A 14,585-nucleotide genomic window follows, 5' to 3' on the forward strand; every position below is an offset into this window, starting at 1 on the left:
TCAGCCTCCGGAACGATGGAATCCTTGCTTGTATCGGATTTCTTAATGGTCTTGGGTCCTGTCAGGAGCCGCTTTCCTCGGTCTCGAACATCTGCAACGGCTGGCCGGGCATGATGGTCGAGATCGCGTGCTTGTACACGAGCTGCGAGTGACCGTCGCGACGGAGCAGCACGCAGAAGTTGTCGAAGGAAGTGACAACCCCGGTCAGCTTGACCCCGTTGATGAGAAAGATCGTCAGGGAAATCTTTTGCTTGCGAACGGTATTAAGAAAAAGATCCTGCAGGTTCTGAGAACGTTCCGCCATCGCGCCGCTTCTTTCTGATTGCCGGCCCTTGAGACCGGTTGACTAAAATAAATGTCCCCAGGCCCGACACGACGTGACGGACCGCCGATTTTGGTATCAAATCGCGGTCTTCTCCGCAACGGCGAAAAAGGCCTCGCGGATTTTCTGTGCGGTCATGCCGGGATGGCCGTTGGCGATCGTACGCCCGTCGATCGAAACGACCGGCAGACAGATGGTGGTCGCCCCGGTTACGAACACTTCCCGCGCGTCCAGCATCTCCGCCACGGAAAAGCGGCGCTCTTCGACGGCAAGGCCCAGCTTTTCAGCGACATCCATCAGCGTCGTGCGGGTAATGCCCTTGAGGATGCCGTGGTCGGCCGGCCGCGTGACCAGCGTACCGGCCCGGTTGACGATCCAGAGATTCGTCGCGCCGCCCTCCGTCACATGGCCCTCCGCATCCACAAAAATCGCTTCCTGCGCGCCGGCCTCCTTCGCCTGCTGGCGAGCCAGCACATTCGGCAGCAGGCCGACGGTCTTGATGTCCACCCGCCCCCAGCGATTGTCGGCCACCGTGGCAGCCTTGATGCCCGAGGCGTATTTGGCAGCGTTCACCGCCGGATCCAGGCTTTTTGCCGTGACGACCAGCGTCGGGCGCACCTCTGGCGCCGGAAAGACATGATCCCGCTTCGCGACGCCGCGCGTCACCTGGAGATAGACCATGCCGTTCGTCACCAGATTGCGCCGCAACACCTGCCGCAGGATGCCGGTCAGCGCCGCGCGCGGCATCGGCTGGCGAATACGGATTTCCGCCAGCGACCGGTCGAGCCGGTCGAGATGGCGGCCGAGATCGACGATAAAACCCTGCTGGATCTGGCAGACCTCATAGACCGCATCGGCAAAGACGAAACCGCGGTCCAGGATATGCACCGCCGCATCGGCATGGCGGACATATCGGCCGTTGACATAGGCGATGCGCGGCATGGATGTTCCCGTTATAGGCGTTTGCGGATGCAAACGCTCAGAAATACTGGATGCTGACCCGGAAAAGCTGCTCGACATGGCGCACGGCCGCAGCGGCCGCGAACAGCACGACGCGATCCTTCGCCTTGATCTTGGTGTTGCCATCCGGCCGGATCACCGTCTTGTCGCGATAGATCGCGCCGATGCGGATACCGGGCGGCAGTTCGATCTCGCGCAGCGGCTTGCCGACGAGCGGCGAGGTCTCCAGCGCTTCGGCCTCGATCACCTCGGCAGACCCCTTCTGCACCGCATAGACCGAGCGGATACGCCCCTTGCGGACGTGCTGGAGGATGCCCGATATCGTTACTGCACGCGGATTGATGTGCGCATCGATGCCGAGCGTCTTGGTAAAATCCTGATACATCGGGTCGTTGATCAGGACGAGGTTCTGCTTGCAGCCGAGGCGCTTGGCCATCACGCTGCCGAGAATGTTGATCTGGTCGTTGTTGGTCAGCGCAACGATCAGGTCCGCATCCTGGATATCCGCCTGCAGCAGCATCTTCTGGTCGAGCGCCGAACCGTGCAGCACGACGGCGTTGCGCAGCTTGTCGGCAATGACGACCGCCCGCTCGCGGTCGCTCTCGATGATCTTCAACCGCGTCTTCGACTGATAGTCCTCGATCGCCTTGGCGACGAAATAGCCGATATTGCCGCCGCCGGCGATGACGATACGCGCCGCCTCCTGCTCCTCGTGACCGAACAGCGCCAGCGTGCGCCGGACGTGCTCCTTGTCGCAGACCACATAGGCAAGGTCGCCCGAATGCAGCTGGTCGGAGGAATTCGGCACGAACAGCTTGCCATTGGAGAAGATGCCGGTGACGGTGGCGTTGAGATCCGGGAAAAGCTCGCTGAGCTGCTTCAGCGGGGTCTCGACGACCGGGCAATCCTCCATGCATTCGATCGCCACCATGACGATGCGGTCGTCGGCAAAGCGCACGACATCAGTCGCGCCCGGGAAGGAGATGCGCCGCAGCACCATCTTGCCGACCTCGATTTCCGGCGAGATGGTGACGTCGATCGGCATGTCGTCGCGCGAATAGAGATCGGAATACTCGGGCGCAAGGTAGCTCTGTGAGCGGATACGCGCGATCTTCGTCGGCACGTTGAACAGGGAATGCGCCACCTGACAGGCGACCATGTTGATCTCGTCGAACAGCGTGACGGCGATCAGCATGTCCGCCTGGTCCGCGCCGGCCTTGGCCAGCACTTCCGGATGCGCGCCGTGACCGACGACGCCGCTGACGTCGAGCGTTTCCGTTATGGCCGATATCAGCGAGGGCTGCGTGTCGATCACCGAAACGTCGTTGCCCTCTTCCGAGAGCCGTTCCGCAATACCGTAGCCGACGCGCCCGGCGCCGCAGATGATGACCTTCATGCCCAAGAATCCCTCAAGTCGCTTGGCGCCTTATACGCCAAGCGACTTCAGTTTGCGATGGAGCGCGGAGCGTTCCATGCCGACGAATTCCGCCGTACGGGAAATGTTGCCGCCAAAACGGTTGATCTGGGCGATGAGATAGTCCCGCTCGAACATTTCGCGCGCCTCGCGCAGCGGCAGCGTCATGATGTGCTGGTCGCCCTGCGTGGAAATCTTCGGCAGCATGTCGCCCACTTCCGTCGGCAGCATGTCGGCGGTGATCGGTGTATCCGGACCGTCGCTGCGCGCGAGAATCATCAGCCGCTCGATATTGTTCCGGAGCTGGCGGATGTTGCCGGGCCAGTCGTGCGCCTGGAGCACCGCCAGCGCGTCGTCGCCGATCTTGCGGGCGCGGATACCCGCCTGCTCGCTGATCTGGCGCATGAACATGTCGACGAGGAAGGGAATGTCCTCGCGCCGTTCGGCAAGCGGCGGCACGCGCACGGGCACGACGGCAAGCCGGTGGTAGAGGTCTTCCCGGAAACCGCCTTCGGCGATCAGGCTTTCGAGATTGTAGGCGGTGGAGGAGATGATGCGCACATCCACCTTCACCCGCTTCGAACCGCCGACGCGCTCGAACTGCTGATCCACGAGCACGCGAAGGATCTTGTTCTGCGTCTCGCGCGGCATCTCGCCGATCTCGTCGAGATAGAGGATACCGCCATGCGCCTCCTCAAGCGCCCCTGTCCTGCGCGGTTGGCCGGGTGTGCCCTCGGTGCCGAACAGCGCGATCTCCATGCGCTCGGGCGTGATCGCCGCCGCGTTGAGCACGACGAACGGCCCGCTCGCCCGGCTCGACTTGCGATGAATCATGCGCGCCACCAGCTCCTTGCCGGAGCCGGAGGGGCCGAGAATCATGATTCGGCTGTTGGTCGGCGAGACCTTTTCGATGTTCTGGCGCAGCTGGGAGACGGCGACCGAAGTGCCGATCAGCTCAACCGGGTCGCCGGAGCGCTTCTTCAGCTCCGTCACCTCACGGCGCAGCTTGGAGTTCTCCAGCGCCCGTTCGGCGATCAGGATCAGCCGGTCCGCCTTGAACGGTTTCTCGATGAAATCATAGGCGCCGCGGCGGATCGCCGAGACGGCCGTCTCGATATTGCCGTGGCCCGAAATCATCACGACCGGCAGGTCCGGATGGCGGCTCTTGATCTCGTCGAGCAGCGCGAGGCCGTCGAGCTTGCTGCCCTGCATCCAGATATCGAGGAAGACGAGGCGCGGCACGCGGTCGCTGATCGCGGCCAGCGCGCTGTCGCTGTCATAGGCCGTGCGCGTCTCGTGCCCTTCGTCCGAAAGAATGCCGGAAACGATCTCGCGGATGTCCTCTTCGTCATCCACCACAAGAATATCAGACGCCATGGCTCACTTCCTTGCTCTTCTTGTCCGCATCGACGGCCGCCGTTTCCTCGTAGGGCAGGATCACACGGATCATCGCCCCATGGCCGTTGTCGAAATCCGCCGGGGCATCATGCAGTTCCAGCTGCCCGCCGTGGTCTTCGATGATTTTCTTCACGATGGCGAGGCCGAGCCCCGTGCCCTTCTCGCGCATCGTCATGTAGGGTTCGAGAATCCGGTGCCGGTTCTCCGTCGGCAACCCCTTGCCGTTGTCAATGACATCAACGACGAACCGCCGTCCTGCGTCGTCGGGCGTCGCGCGCACGAGGATTTTCCGCTCCTCGCGCGTCACTTCTGGCGGCAGGGCCTCGATGGCCTCCACCGCATTCTTGATGAGATTGCCGAAGGCCTGGCCAAGCATGCGCGTATCGAACAGGCCTTCGAGCGGAACCTCGCCGAGATCCTTGCGGAAATCGACATGGGTATTGCCCATCTCGCGCAGGAAGACAGCATCCTTGAGGATGTTGCGCAGGTCCGACCGCTCCTTCGTCGGCTTCGGCATGCGTGCAAAGGCGGAGAACTCATCGACCATGCGGCCGATATCCTCGACCTGGCGCACGATGGTGTCCGTACACTGGTCGAAGACCGCGCGGTCCTCCGGATCGATCTGCTTGCCGTAGCGGCGACGGATACGTTCGGCCGAAAGCTGGATCGGCGTCAGCGGGTTCTTGATCTCGTGCGCAATGCGCCGCGCCACGTCCGCCCAGGCGGTCGAACGCTGCGCGATGACGAGATCGGTGATGTCGTCGATAGTGATGACGTAGGATTCCTTGGCGTCCTTCGCCTCCTCGCGCGTCACCTGCACGTTGAGCGTCCGCTCCTTGCCGCCGTGCATGATGTTGATCTGCTTGCGGTAGTTGTTGCGGTGGCGGGTAGCCCCCTCGGCCAGCACCGCCGCGATTTCCGGCGCCACCGCGGTCAGCGGCTGGCCGATCAGGTCGTTGGCGTTTCGCCCGAGCAGGATTTCGGCCGAAAGGTTGGCGATCGTCATGCGCCCGTCGTCTTCCACGCCGATGACCGCCGCCGTCACGCCCGAAAGCACCGCCTCGATGAAGCGGCGGCGGTGGTCGACCTCGTCCTTCGCGTCAAGGATCTGCTCCTGCTGCGCGCGGATTTCCGCGATCATCTTGTTGAAAGTGCGCGAGAGGTTGCCGACGTCGCCATCGACGGTACGCACCGGTACGCTGACATCGAGATTGCCCGAGGCAACACTGTCCGCCGCGCCGATCAGCTGGCGGATCGGCCGCACGATGCGGTCGGCGACGGCGATCGCCGTCCAGATCGCCGCGAGCAGCACGATGAGGGCGAAGCCGAGATAGAGCACGCCGAAGGCGATCTGCAGCGTCGTGCGCCCGGCCTCGAGCGCCCGGTACTCCGCCGTGTTCTCCTCCATCAGCCGCATGGAGCGCATCACTTCGGGGTCGACGGTGCGGATCGTGTAGAGGAAGGCGTCGGAAATATTGTCGAGCTTGATGATGGCACCGACGAGATTGGTGGCACCCGGCGGAATGAGCGTCGGCTGGCCGGCCGCAGACGCCTTCAGCGCATCTTCCGGCACGGCCGGCAGCGGGTTCTCGATCTGGATATTGGCCTGCAGGATGGTCGAACCGTCGGCCCGCAGCAGAAAGGCGCCGAGCATGCCGCGCCCGCGCGCCTGCCGCGTCATCAGATCGACGAAGCCCGTGCGGTCGAGGCTGTAGAGCTGGCGGTTGCGATCGAGATCGTTCGCCATCGACGCCGTCTGGCCCTGCAGATAGCTTGCGTTTTCCAGGACGTAGGCCTGCGCCACATTGAGCGAGGAACTGACGATCGACTGGGTGCGGATGGAGAACCAGCGGTCAAGGCCGACATCGAGCGTGATGGAGGCGAAGATGGCAACGAGCACGGCGGGCGTGATCGCGACGATGGAGAAGAGCGCCACGATGCGCACATGCAGGCGGGCAGCGGCGCGTCCGCGGCGGCGCGCGCGCAGGAGACGCAGGATCTCTCGGCCGATCAGGACCATCAGGCCGACGATGAAGACCGCGTTGATCGCCGCCGAGGCGATGACGACGTTCGCCTCCGGCTTGATCGGCGTCAGGCCGAGCAGGATGAACAGCGAGATGGTCGCGGCAACGAGGGCACCGCCAGCCAGCACCAGACCAGGCAGGGCAAAAGAGGCCCGTCGATCGCCGGTCGCTCCCTTTCCATTCTCGTTCGAAAGCAGGCTCACGCCTTCCGTCATCTGCCGCATCGCTTCCCCGGCCGGGCATCCCGAAGGGCGCCGGCGTTCTTCTCGTGTTTTCCGGAGTAGCGCCGACCGCATGAGGGACCGGCCACATTCGTACCCGCATCCATGACGATCAGGCACGCAAGCCTATTCGGCCGCAAACCCCTCTGTTACCCTCAAGCAACAGATTGTGGCCAAAATGCAACGCCCCCTGCCGTTAAGTCAAGCAGAACGCGAGCTTCTGTATACAGATACACCCAGTTCGCGAATTTTCTTGCGCAGCGTGTTGCGGTTGAGGCCGAGCAGGTCGGCCGCCTTGATCTGGTTGCCGCGCGTCGCTGTCAGCGCGGCGAGAATCAGCGGATACTCCACCTCGGCCAGCACGCGCTCATAGAGCCCGGCCGGCGGCAGGCCGTCGCCGAAGCTTGCAAAATACTGCCGCATGTTCTCCTCGACGGCCTGCGAGATGGAGAGCGAGCCGCTTCGGACCGCTGCCTTCTCGATCGGGCTGTCGGGAATGTCGGCACGCAGCTCCGCCTCGATGATCTCGCGGGAGATGACGTCCTGCGGGTAGAGCGCGGTGAGGCGGCGCACGACGTTTTCGAGTTCGCGCACGTTGCCCGGCCAGGGATGCGCCTTCATCAGTTCCAGCGCCTCCTGGTCGAAGCGCTTGGCGTCGAGCCCTTCCTTCTCGGCCTGCTGCACGAAGTGGCGCACGAGATCGGGAATATCCTCCGCCCGGTCGCGCAGCGGCGGCAGGCGCAGCGGCACGACGTTGAGGCGATAGTAAAGGTCCTCGCGGAAAAGCCCCTGGTTGATCGACTGTTTCAGGTCCTTGTTGGTCGCTGCGACGATGCGCACGTCGGTGCGGATTGGCGTGCGCCCGCCGACGGTGGTGTATTCGCCCTGCTGCAGTACGCGCAGCAACCGCGTCTGTGCATCCATCGGCATGTCGCCGATCTCGTCGAGGAACAGCGTGCCGCCCTCGGCCTGCTCGAAGCGGCCGGTGGAGCGGTTCTGCGCGCCCGTAAAGGCGCCCTTCTCGTGGCCGAACAGTTCCGATTCGATGAGGTCGCGCGGGATCGCCGCCATGTTGATCGCGACGAACGGTCCATTGCGGCGCTTGCCGTAGTCATGCAGCGCGCGGGCGACCAGTTCCTTGCCGGTGCCCGATTCGCCGGTGATCATCAGCGTCAGGTCCGTCTGCATGAGACGGGCGAGCACGCGGTAGATTTCCTGCATCGCCGCCGAGCGGCCGACGAGCGGCATGCCGTCCTGCGTGTCGTCGTCGAGCCGCGCCGGCTTGCGCTTCGGCTCCGAGAGGGCCCGGCCGATGATGGCGATCAGCTCGGTGAGGTCGAAGGGTTTCGGCAGGTAGTCGTAGGCACCCTTTTCCGAGGCCTTGATCGCCGTCATGAAGGTGTTTTGGGCGCTCATCACGAGCACCGGCAGGTCCGGCCGCGCCTTCTTGATGCGCGGCAGGAGGTCGAAGGCGTTCTCGTCGGGCATCACGACGTCGGTGACGACGATGTCGCCCTCGCCGGCGGCGATCCAGCGCCACAGCGTCGCCGCGTTGGAGGTGATGCGCACGTCATAACCCGCGCGGCTGAGAGCTTGGTTGAGAACCGTGCGGATCGCGGCATCGTCATCGGCAACGAGGACTGTGGCGCCTGTCATCAATCATGTCCTTTGGTCTTGGAAAAGTCGTCGTCTTCGCTGACGCCGCGGGAGGCCGGCATCAGCACGCGGAAGGTGGTCCGGGAGGCCTGGCTGTCGCATTCGACAATGCCGCCATGCCCCCCGATGATCTTGGCGACCAGCGCGAGCCCGAGGCCCGAACCATTGGTCTTGGTGGTGATGAAGGGATCGAAGAGGTGCGGCAGGAGATCCGCCGGCACGCCCGGCCCGTTGTCGTGCACGCAGAATTCCAGCGGCAGCGAGATCTTTTCCCGCGTGCCGGCAACGGAAAGGCGGATGCCCGGACGATAGGCGGTCGTAAGCTGGATCTCGCCGTCCGGCCGGTCGCCGATCGCCTCGGAAGCGTTCTTGATCAGGTTGAGGAACACCTGCACGAGCTGGTCTCGGTTGGCAAAGACCGGCGGCAGCGACGGATCGTAGAGTTCCGTGATCTTGATGTTGCGCGCAAAACCCGCCTTGGCGACCACCTTCACATGGTCGAGCACCGAATGGATATTGAGCGGCACACGATCGACCGGCCGCTCGTCGGAAAACACCTCCATGCGGTCGACCAGCGAGACGATGCGGTCCGTCTCGTCACGGATGAGCCGGGTCAGCGTACGGTCCTCGTCGATGACGGAGGTTTCGAGAAGCTGCGCGGCGCCGCGGATGCCGGAAAGCGGATTCTTGATCTCATGCGCCAGCATGGAGGCGAGGCCCGTCACCGAACGCGCCGCCCCGCGATGGGTCAGCTGCCGGTCGATCTTGTCGGCCATCGAGCGTTCCTGGATGACGACCACCACCGAACCCGGCTCGGTCGTGACAGGCGCCACATAGATATCGACCAGTTTTTCCGCCCCGAGCCGCGGTGAACTCAGGTCGACGCGGTATTCACTGACCGGGGCCTTGCGCTCGCGCACCTGATCGATCAGCGTCAGCAGCGGGCTGCCGAAGGGAATGAAATTGGAGATGTCGTGCCGCGAGAGATAGCCGGCGCTCGACCCGAAGAAGGATTCGGCTTCCCAATTGGCGAAGGCGATCAGCCCGCGCGCATCGACGAGGATGACAGGATTCTGGATGGCGTTGAGCACGGCGAGCGCCAGGTCCGGCGCCTTCGCGGCATTCTGGTCGAAGGGCCTGTCCGTCATGCCGCCTCTCCGAGCCTTGCTGCGCCACCCGCAAGCAGCGCCGTCGCGAGCCTGTCGGCGACGGCATCGCTGTCGCGCGCCGTCATGATCTCCGCCTTGGCCGGCCCCGTAAAGCCGGGTGCAAAACGCTCCAGATACCAGCCGACATGTTTGCGCGCGTGGCGCAGCCCGGCCTCGACGCCGTAGAAGTCGAGCATCATGCGATAGTGCTCCACCGCAACCGCCGCGATCTCCTCCGTCGAAGGATGCGCCGCCGCGCCCGCCAGCACCGCCGGATGCCATGGCCGGCCCTGCGCCCCGCGCCCGACCATCACCGCGTCCGCGCCCGAGCGCCGCAGGACCTCGCGCGCGTCCTCGGCCGTGTCGACGTCGCCGTTGGCCACCAGCGGGATGGTCAGCACGTCGCGCACCGCGCGGATCGCGTCCCAGTCCGCCTTGCCTTCATAGAACTGCATGCGCGTGCGCCCGTGCACGGTGATCATCGCCGCCCCCGCCGTCTCGGCGCGCGCGGCGATATGCGGCGCGTTCAGCGAATCGTGGTCCCAACCGAGCCGCATCTTCACCGTGACCGGCACCTTCACTGCGCCGACCGTCGCCTCGATCAGCCCGAGCGCATGGTCGGGATCGCGCATCAGCGCCGAACCGGAATAACCGCCGATCACCTTCTTGGCAGGGCAGCCCATATTGATGTCGATGATATCGGCGCCCTCGCCCTCGGCGATCCGCGCCGCCTCGGCCATCCAGTGCGCCTCGCGCCCGGCGAGCTGCACCATATGCGGCCGGATGCCGCAATTGCGAATGCGCGACCAGCTTTCCCGCGCGTTCAGCGCCAACTCCCGGCTCGCCACCATCTCCGTAACGACCAGCCCCGCGCCGAAACGCCAGGCGAGATCGCGGAACGGCAGGTCCGTGACGCCGGACATCGGCGCGAGGACCACCCGGTTGCGCAGGGTCCGGCCGCCGACGTCGAGCGGCGCTGACAGGCTGGGGATCGTCAAATGCTCATCTTTCAAGCAAGTCATCTCTCTGCACTATTTTTAGCCATTGTTCTCGTTCTTGCCAAGCTGCAATCCTGCATGCCCGCAATTTTCCTTACAGCGCTGGAATTGCGGCACCCTTCCGGCTAAACCACCTCAAATCGCTTTGAAACGGGAGCTACGAGACCAGATGCTGGCGGAAAATGCGCTATCCTGCGGTGTGGTGATCGTCGCCGCCGGTCGCGGCGAACGGGCGGGCAGCCATGCCGAAGGCCCCAAGCAGTACCGCCGCATCGGCGGAAGGCCGGTCATCTCCCATACGCTCGATCTCTTTGTCAATTGGCTGCCCGCCCGGCGTATCGTGGTCGTGATACATCCCGATGACGTAGCCCTTTTCGAGAATGCACGCGCGCAATCCTTGCCCGCCGGCGACCGCCTGACGGTCGTCACCGGCGGCGCGACGCGCCAGCAGTCCGTTCTCGCCGGCCTCGAAGTGCTTGCGGAAGGCGACATCACGCATGTCCTCATCCAGGATGCCGTGCGCCCCTTCGTCGAGCCCGCCATCCTGGAGCGCACGCTGACCGCCTTCCAACATGGCGCCCGCGCCGTGCTGCCGGCCGTCGCCGTCGCCGATACGCTGAAGCGCGCGGACGCCAACGGCAATGTCGCCGAAACCGTCTCCCGCTCCGGCCTCTTCGCTGCCCAGACGCCGCAGTCCTTCCATTTTCAGACGATCCTGGAAGCCCATCGCCGCGCCAGCGCCTCCGGCCGCACGGACTTTACCGACGATGCCTCGATCGCCGAATGGGCGGGCGTGCGCGTCCACCTCGTCGAAGGCGGCGCCGGCAACGTCAAGCTTACCCTACAGAAGGACATCGCCATGGCCGACCAGCGCCTCGCCACCGCCCTGCCCGACGTTCGCACCGGCAACGGCTACGACGTGCATCAACTCGTGGAAGGCGACGGCGTCACGCTCTGCGGCCTCTTCATTGCGCACGACCAGAAACTCTCCGGCCATTCCGACGCCGACGTCGCGCTGCATGCGCTGACCGATGCCCTGCTCGCCACCTGCGGCGCGGGCGATATCGGCGATCATTTCCCGCCCTCCGACCCGCAGTGGAAGGGCGCGGCGTCCCGCATCTTCCTCGAACATGCCGCCGGCATCGTGCGCGCCAGGGGCGGCGTCATCATGAATGCCGATGTCTCGCTGATCGCCGAAGCGCCGAAGGTCGGCCCGCATCGCGAGGCGATGCGCCAAAACCTTGCCGATTTCCTCGGCATCTCCATCGATCGCTGCTCGGTCAAGGCGACGACCAACGAGAAGATCGGCTTTATCGGCCGCCGCGAAGGCATCGCCGCCATCGCCACCGCGACCGTCGTCTATAAGGGGACCGACGCATGAGCATCTGGCCAAAGGACATCGAAGAGGCCGCACAGACGATCGTCACCGATTTTGCGGCGCGCGGCCTTTTGATCGCCACCGCCGAATCCTGCACCGCCGGCCTCATCGCCGGCGCGATCACCGAAATATCCGGCTCCTCCAACGTCTTCGACCGCGGCTTCGTCACCTATTCCAACGAGGCGAAGCGCGAGATGATCGGCGTCGCCAATGCGACGCTGAAGGCGCACGGTGCCGTCTCCCGCCCGACCGCGATCGAGATGGCCGAAGGCGCCATCGGCAATTCCGGCGCAAACATTTCCGTGGCGGTGACGGGCATTGCCGGCCCCGGCGGCGGTTCGGAGGAAAAGCCCGTCGGCCTCGTACATCTCGCCGCCGCCCGCCGGGGCCATGCGACGCTGCACCGGGAGATGCGCTACGGCGATATCGGCCGCAGCGCCGTGCGGCTTGCGACGGTGCGGACCGCCCTCGACATGCTGATCGAGCTGTCGAAGGCCGATTGAGCTATTTCGTCGACCCCGGCAGACAGAGGCCGGTGACGTCGAGCAAGGCCTCCATGCGGACCTTCGCGTCGGTCGCTTCCCACCAGGGAACGCCGGTCGCGAGATACTCCTTGGCCATCCAGGCGTCGTTCGTCTCCTTTTCGCGGCGAACGGCGTCCTGATACGCCTTGCCGGCCCGCTTTTCCGTCATGCATTTCGTGTAGTCGTCGCTGCTCAGCAAACGGCTGGCATAGATGCCCTCGAAATCGCCCGTGCTGCCGGCCTTGCCGGTCTCGATATCGGCGACGCGCGCCGCCTGCTCGCGGGAAATGTCGAGATCGAGGGTCTCGATATAGACCCTCCGCCCCCAATCCATCTCCTTGTTCGCCGGATCCACCGGCGCGATCTCGTAAATCCGGCTGAGGAGTTTTGCGCCCCCTATGATGTCCGAGGCAACGGCGACGGTCGTCAGCGTGTAGGTAAGGTTTCGCGCCTCGACCTTTCCGGCAAGCAGGCCCATCGGTTCGTGCTTGCGCGTCACCGTCACCGTCTCCCCGACCGGCACCGCGCGGATATCCGGCGTCACCGTCTCCTTGCCGTTGAGGAAGAGATACATATTGGCGATGCGGCCGGGCGGAAAATCCCGGTCGGTGTAGAGCAGCGGCTGGGGATAGGAGCCGGGATTGCGTGAGTGCGTGCTCACCTTCAGCCCTTCGGACAGCCAGTAATTGCCGGCGATCGGACGTTTGTCCGCATCGAGCAGCAGCACATAGCTTCCGGGTTTGCGCAGGAGTGCCAGATCGGGCTCGGCGGATGCCGCATCGGCCGCGAAGATCGCAGCAGCCAGCAGAAAACAGCGCAAACGTCCCATCGTCACAGCACCCATCGTCCGCCTCCCGGCCGTTGATATCTAGGGTGAATGACGGATGATCGGCCGGTTTTGTTCAGCCGCCGTAGATCGTGGCCGCGCGCTTTTCAAAAGCCTCGGTGAACATACGGAAGGCGCGGTCGAACATCGAGCCCATCAGCGCGCCGAGAATCCGGCTCTTGAATTCGTAGTCGATGAAGAAATGCACGGAGCATCCGCCGTCCGGCAGCGGCTCGAAGCGCCAGCGATTGTCGAGATAGCGGAACGGCCCGTCGATATACTTGACGTCGATCGCCCGTTCGGCGCGGTTGAGAAGAACCTGCGTCGTGAACGTCTCGCGGATCGCCTTGTAGCCGACGGTCATGTCGGCGATCAGAAGTTCCTTGCCGTCGCGTTCCTTGCGCGAGCGCACCGTAAGCCCTTCGCAGAGCGGCAGGAATTCCGGATAGCGCTCGACATCGGCGACGAGGTCGTACATCTGCTCGGGCGTATGGGGAACCGGACGGCGGGTTTCGAACTGTGGCATGGCCGAGAGCTAATATTGCCGCGCGAGGATGGCAAGTAGCTCCCGGTTCTCGGCCTTCGATTTCAACACGCAAACCGGCACATCCGGTCCATATGCCGCAAGCTTCTCCTTGATTTCCGGGCTCTCCGTCTTCTCGAAGTTCCAGATGTAAGCGAGGAACTCGCGTGTCATCCGCTCCGGGCAGCCATCGGCCATTTCCGGCCGCGACCGGCCGCGGAATTTCAGCCAGCGCGACAGGACGCCGTAGAGCGACGCCCAGCGCGGCGGGCGAAGCCAGAGGACGAGATGCGTGCGCGGCAGGCGCACCGGTAGGGTGCCAGGGCTGGTGCCGTCGATGATCCAGCGCTCCTCCGCCACGATCGCCTGAAGGCGCATCAAGGCCTCCGCACGCGGTCGCACGATCCAGCCCGGCAGCCAGAATATCTCGCGGTCCATGGAGACATAGGGTAGGCCGAGCCGCTCGCTCAGCTTTCGCGCCAGCGTCGATTTTCCGCTGCCCGAGCAGCCCATGACCAGCACGCGCTCCGCCGTGTTCAGCCGCGCGGCGGCGGTCTCTTTCGTGATGGCGATCATGGTGGTTCTCCTATGCGCCGACGCGCGTCAGCAGGCGGCGCGCCTCACGTCGCGAAGACAGGGTGACGAGCGGTACGCCTTCGCCATGCTGCTCCAGCTTGCGGATGAAGACCGGTGCAGATTTTCTCTCGAAATTCCAGATGTAGTCGAGGAAGGTGCGGTCCGGAAGCGGTTCCGGGCAGTCCGCCGCCATTTCCGGCCGCACCGTGCCGTGGTAGCGCCAGACACGACGCGCGACGCCGAGAAGGCAGGTGAGCCGCGGCATGCGCACCCAGATGACGAGATCCGAGCGCGGCACGCGCAGGTCGAAGGTGGACGGATTGCTGCCGTCCATGATCCAGCGCTCCCGCGCCACCAGCATTTTCAGGATATCGAGCCGCGCGGCCGGATCGCGCTCGCGCCAGCCGGGCAGCCAGCGCACGTCCCGGTCGATCGACTGGTACTCCAGGCCGAACCGCGCGGCGAGCGCCTTTGACAGCGTCGACTTGCCGCCGCCCGAGCAGCCGATAACCAGCACACGGTTCGCCGTCTCCAGTCGCTCGGCCGCTTCGTCGATCGTGATCGAAACCGTCATCGCCACCCCCGAAACGCAAAACCCCGCCGTCGGGCGGGACGGC

General features: G+C 64.6%; 14 protein-coding genes. 2 read left to right on the forward strand and 12 right to left on the reverse strand.

Going from position 1 to position 14,585, the window contains the following annotated elements; all coding sequences use genetic code 11:
• Positions 1 to 61: 61 nt before the first annotated feature.
• The 8 genes from hfq to dusB form a co-directional block, all read right to left on the reverse strand.
• Complete coding sequence (hfq, locus tag AKG11_RS05290; protein WP_023514954.1) at positions 62 to 304, reverse strand: RNA chaperone Hfq; 243 nt, start codon at positions 302 to 304, stop codon at positions 62 to 64.
• A gap of 96 nt (positions 305 to 400) precedes the next feature.
• Complete coding sequence (locus AKG11_RS05295; RefSeq protein WP_050743181.1) at positions 401 to 1,264, reverse strand: D-amino-acid transaminase; 864 nt, start codon at positions 1,262 to 1,264, stop codon at positions 401 to 403.
• A 37-nt stretch (positions 1,265 to 1,301) separates the two neighbouring features.
• Complete coding sequence (trkA, locus tag AKG11_RS05300) at positions 1,302 to 2,678, reverse strand: Trk system potassium transporter TrkA (RefSeq protein WP_050743182.1); 1,377 nt, start codon at positions 2,676 to 2,678, stop codon at positions 1,302 to 1,304.
• A 30-nt stretch (positions 2,679 to 2,708) separates the two neighbouring features.
• Positions 2,709 to 4,073 carry a nitrogen assimilation response regulator NtrX gene (locus tag AKG11_RS05305; protein ID WP_023513269.1) on the reverse strand — a complete coding sequence of 455 codons (1,365 nt, stop codon included), beginning with the start codon at positions 4,071 to 4,073 and terminating at the stop codon, positions 2,709 to 2,711.
• Positions 4,063 to 6,333, reverse strand: coding sequence for a sensor histidine kinase NtrY-like (locus AKG11_RS05310; protein ID WP_050743373.1), 2,271 nt, complete (start codon positions 6,331 to 6,333; stop codon positions 4,063 to 4,065). Before AKG11_RS05310 ends, AKG11_RS05305 begins: the two co-directional genes overlap by 11 nt.
• 207 nt (positions 6,334 to 6,540) lie before the next feature.
• A complete protein-coding gene (ntrC, locus tag AKG11_RS05315) occupies positions 6,541 to 7,995 on the reverse strand; it encodes a nitrogen regulation protein NR(I) (RefSeq protein ID WP_023513271.1) in 1,455 nt (484 codons plus the stop codon).
• Positions 7,995 to 9,143 carry a two-component system sensor histidine kinase NtrB gene (locus AKG11_RS05320; protein WP_050743183.1) on the reverse strand — a complete coding sequence of 383 codons (1,149 nt, stop codon included), beginning with the start codon at positions 9,141 to 9,143 and terminating at the stop codon, positions 7,995 to 7,997. Before AKG11_RS05320 ends, ntrC begins: the two co-directional genes overlap by 1 nt.
• Positions 9,140 to 10,165 (reverse strand): tRNA dihydrouridine synthase DusB, encoded by a 1,026-nt coding sequence (gene dusB / locus AKG11_RS05325; RefSeq protein ID WP_050743184.1) that lies wholly within the window; start codon positions 10,163 to 10,165, stop codon positions 9,140 to 9,142. The genes AKG11_RS05320 and dusB overlap by 4 nt, the downstream gene beginning before the upstream one ends.
• Before the next feature lie 145 nt (positions 10,166 to 10,310).
• On the opposite strand from dusB, the gene AKG11_RS05330 reads away from it, so the two are divergent.
• Positions 10,311 to 11,522: a bifunctional 2-C-methyl-D-erythritol 4-phosphate cytidylyltransferase/2-C-methyl-D-erythritol 2,4-cyclodiphosphate synthase gene (locus AKG11_RS05330; RefSeq protein ID WP_050743185.1), complete on the forward strand. Its 1,212-nt coding sequence runs from the start codon at positions 10,311 to 10,313 to the stop codon at positions 11,520 to 11,522.
• Positions 11,523 to 11,524: 2 nt separating this feature from the next.
• Positions 11,525 to 12,022, forward strand: coding sequence for a CinA family protein (locus AKG11_RS05335; RefSeq protein ID WP_088016470.1), 498 nt, complete (start codon positions 11,525 to 11,527; stop codon positions 12,020 to 12,022).
• Position 12,023: 1 nt separating this feature from the next.
• On the opposite strand, the gene AKG11_RS05340 is transcribed toward AKG11_RS05335, so the two are convergent.
• From AKG11_RS05340 to AKG11_RS05355, 4 genes are read right to left on the reverse strand one after another with little or no spacing between them, the layout of a single operon-like run.
• Complete coding sequence (locus AKG11_RS05340; RefSeq protein WP_050743187.1) at positions 12,024 to 12,887, reverse strand: hypothetical protein; 864 nt, start codon at positions 12,885 to 12,887, stop codon at positions 12,024 to 12,026.
• A 58-nt stretch (positions 12,888 to 12,945) separates the two neighbouring features.
• Entirely contained in the window at positions 12,946 to 13,395 is a 450-nt protein-coding gene (locus AKG11_RS05345; protein WP_023513277.1) for a type II toxin-antitoxin system RatA family toxin, read from the reverse strand.
• A 9-nt stretch (positions 13,396 to 13,404) separates the two neighbouring features.
• Complete coding sequence (locus tag AKG11_RS05350) at positions 13,405 to 13,968, reverse strand: P-loop NTPase family protein (RefSeq protein WP_050743188.1); 564 nt, start codon at positions 13,966 to 13,968, stop codon at positions 13,405 to 13,407.
• A 10-nt stretch (positions 13,969 to 13,978) separates the two neighbouring features.
• Positions 13,979 to 14,542, reverse strand: a complete 564-nt coding sequence (locus tag AKG11_RS05355; RefSeq protein ID WP_050743189.1) for a P-loop NTPase family protein — start codon at positions 14,540 to 14,542, stop codon at positions 13,979 to 13,981.
• Positions 14,543 to 14,585: the final 43 nt, after the last annotated feature.

It is taken from the genome of Shinella sp. SUS2 (assembly GCF_001262505.1).
GTDB lineage: Bacteria > Pseudomonadota > Alphaproteobacteria > Rhizobiales > Rhizobiaceae > Shinella.

Bases quoted from the DNA above. Each gene is read 5' to 3' on its own strand.
- AKG11_RS05295 (WP_050743181.1), bottom strand. From the start codon at position 1,264: ATGCCGCGCATCGCCTATGTCAACGGCCGATATGTCCGCCATGCCGAT.
- AKG11_RS05340 (WP_050743187.1), bottom strand. From the start codon at position 12,887: ATGGGTGCTGTGACGATGGGACGTTTGCGCTGTTTTCTGCTGGCTGCT.
- dusB (WP_050743184.1), bottom strand. From the start codon at position 10,165: ATGACTTGCTTGAAAGATGAGCATTTGACGATCCCCAGCCTGTCAGCG.
- AKG11_RS05355 (WP_050743189.1), bottom strand. From the start codon at position 14,542: ATGACGGTTTCGATCACGATCGACGAAGCGGCCGAGCGACTGGAGACG.
- AKG11_RS05330 (WP_050743185.1), top strand. From the start codon at position 10,311: ATGCTGGCGGAAAATGCGCTATCCTGCGGTGTGGTGATCGTCGCCGCC.
- AKG11_RS05320 (WP_050743183.1), bottom strand. From the start codon at position 9,143: ATGACGGACAGGCCCTTCGACCAGAATGCCGCGAAGGCGCCGGACCTG.
- trkA (WP_050743182.1), bottom strand. From the start codon at position 2,678: ATGAAGGTCATCATCTGCGGCGCCGGGCGCGTCGGCTACGGTATTGCG.
- ntrC (WP_023513271.1), bottom strand. From the start codon at position 7,995: ATGACAGGCGCCACAGTCCTCGTTGCCGATGACGATGCCGCGATCCGC.
- AKG11_RS05310 (WP_050743373.1), bottom strand. From the start codon at position 6,333: ATGACGGAAGGCGTGAGCCTGCTTTCGAACGAGAATGGAAAGGGAGCG.
- AKG11_RS05305 (WP_023513269.1), bottom strand. From the start codon at position 4,073: ATGGCGTCTGATATTCTTGTGGTGGATGACGAAGAGGACATCCGCGAG.
- AKG11_RS05350 (WP_050743188.1), bottom strand. From the start codon at position 13,968: ATGATCGCCATCACGAAAGAGACCGCCGCCGCGCGGCTGAACACGGCG.
- AKG11_RS05345 (WP_023513277.1), bottom strand. From the start codon at position 13,395: ATGCCACAGTTCGAAACCCGCCGTCCGGTTCCCCATACGCCCGAGCAG.
- hfq (WP_023514954.1), bottom strand. From the start codon at position 304: ATGGCGGAACGTTCTCAGAACCTGCAGGATCTTTTTCTTAATACCGTT.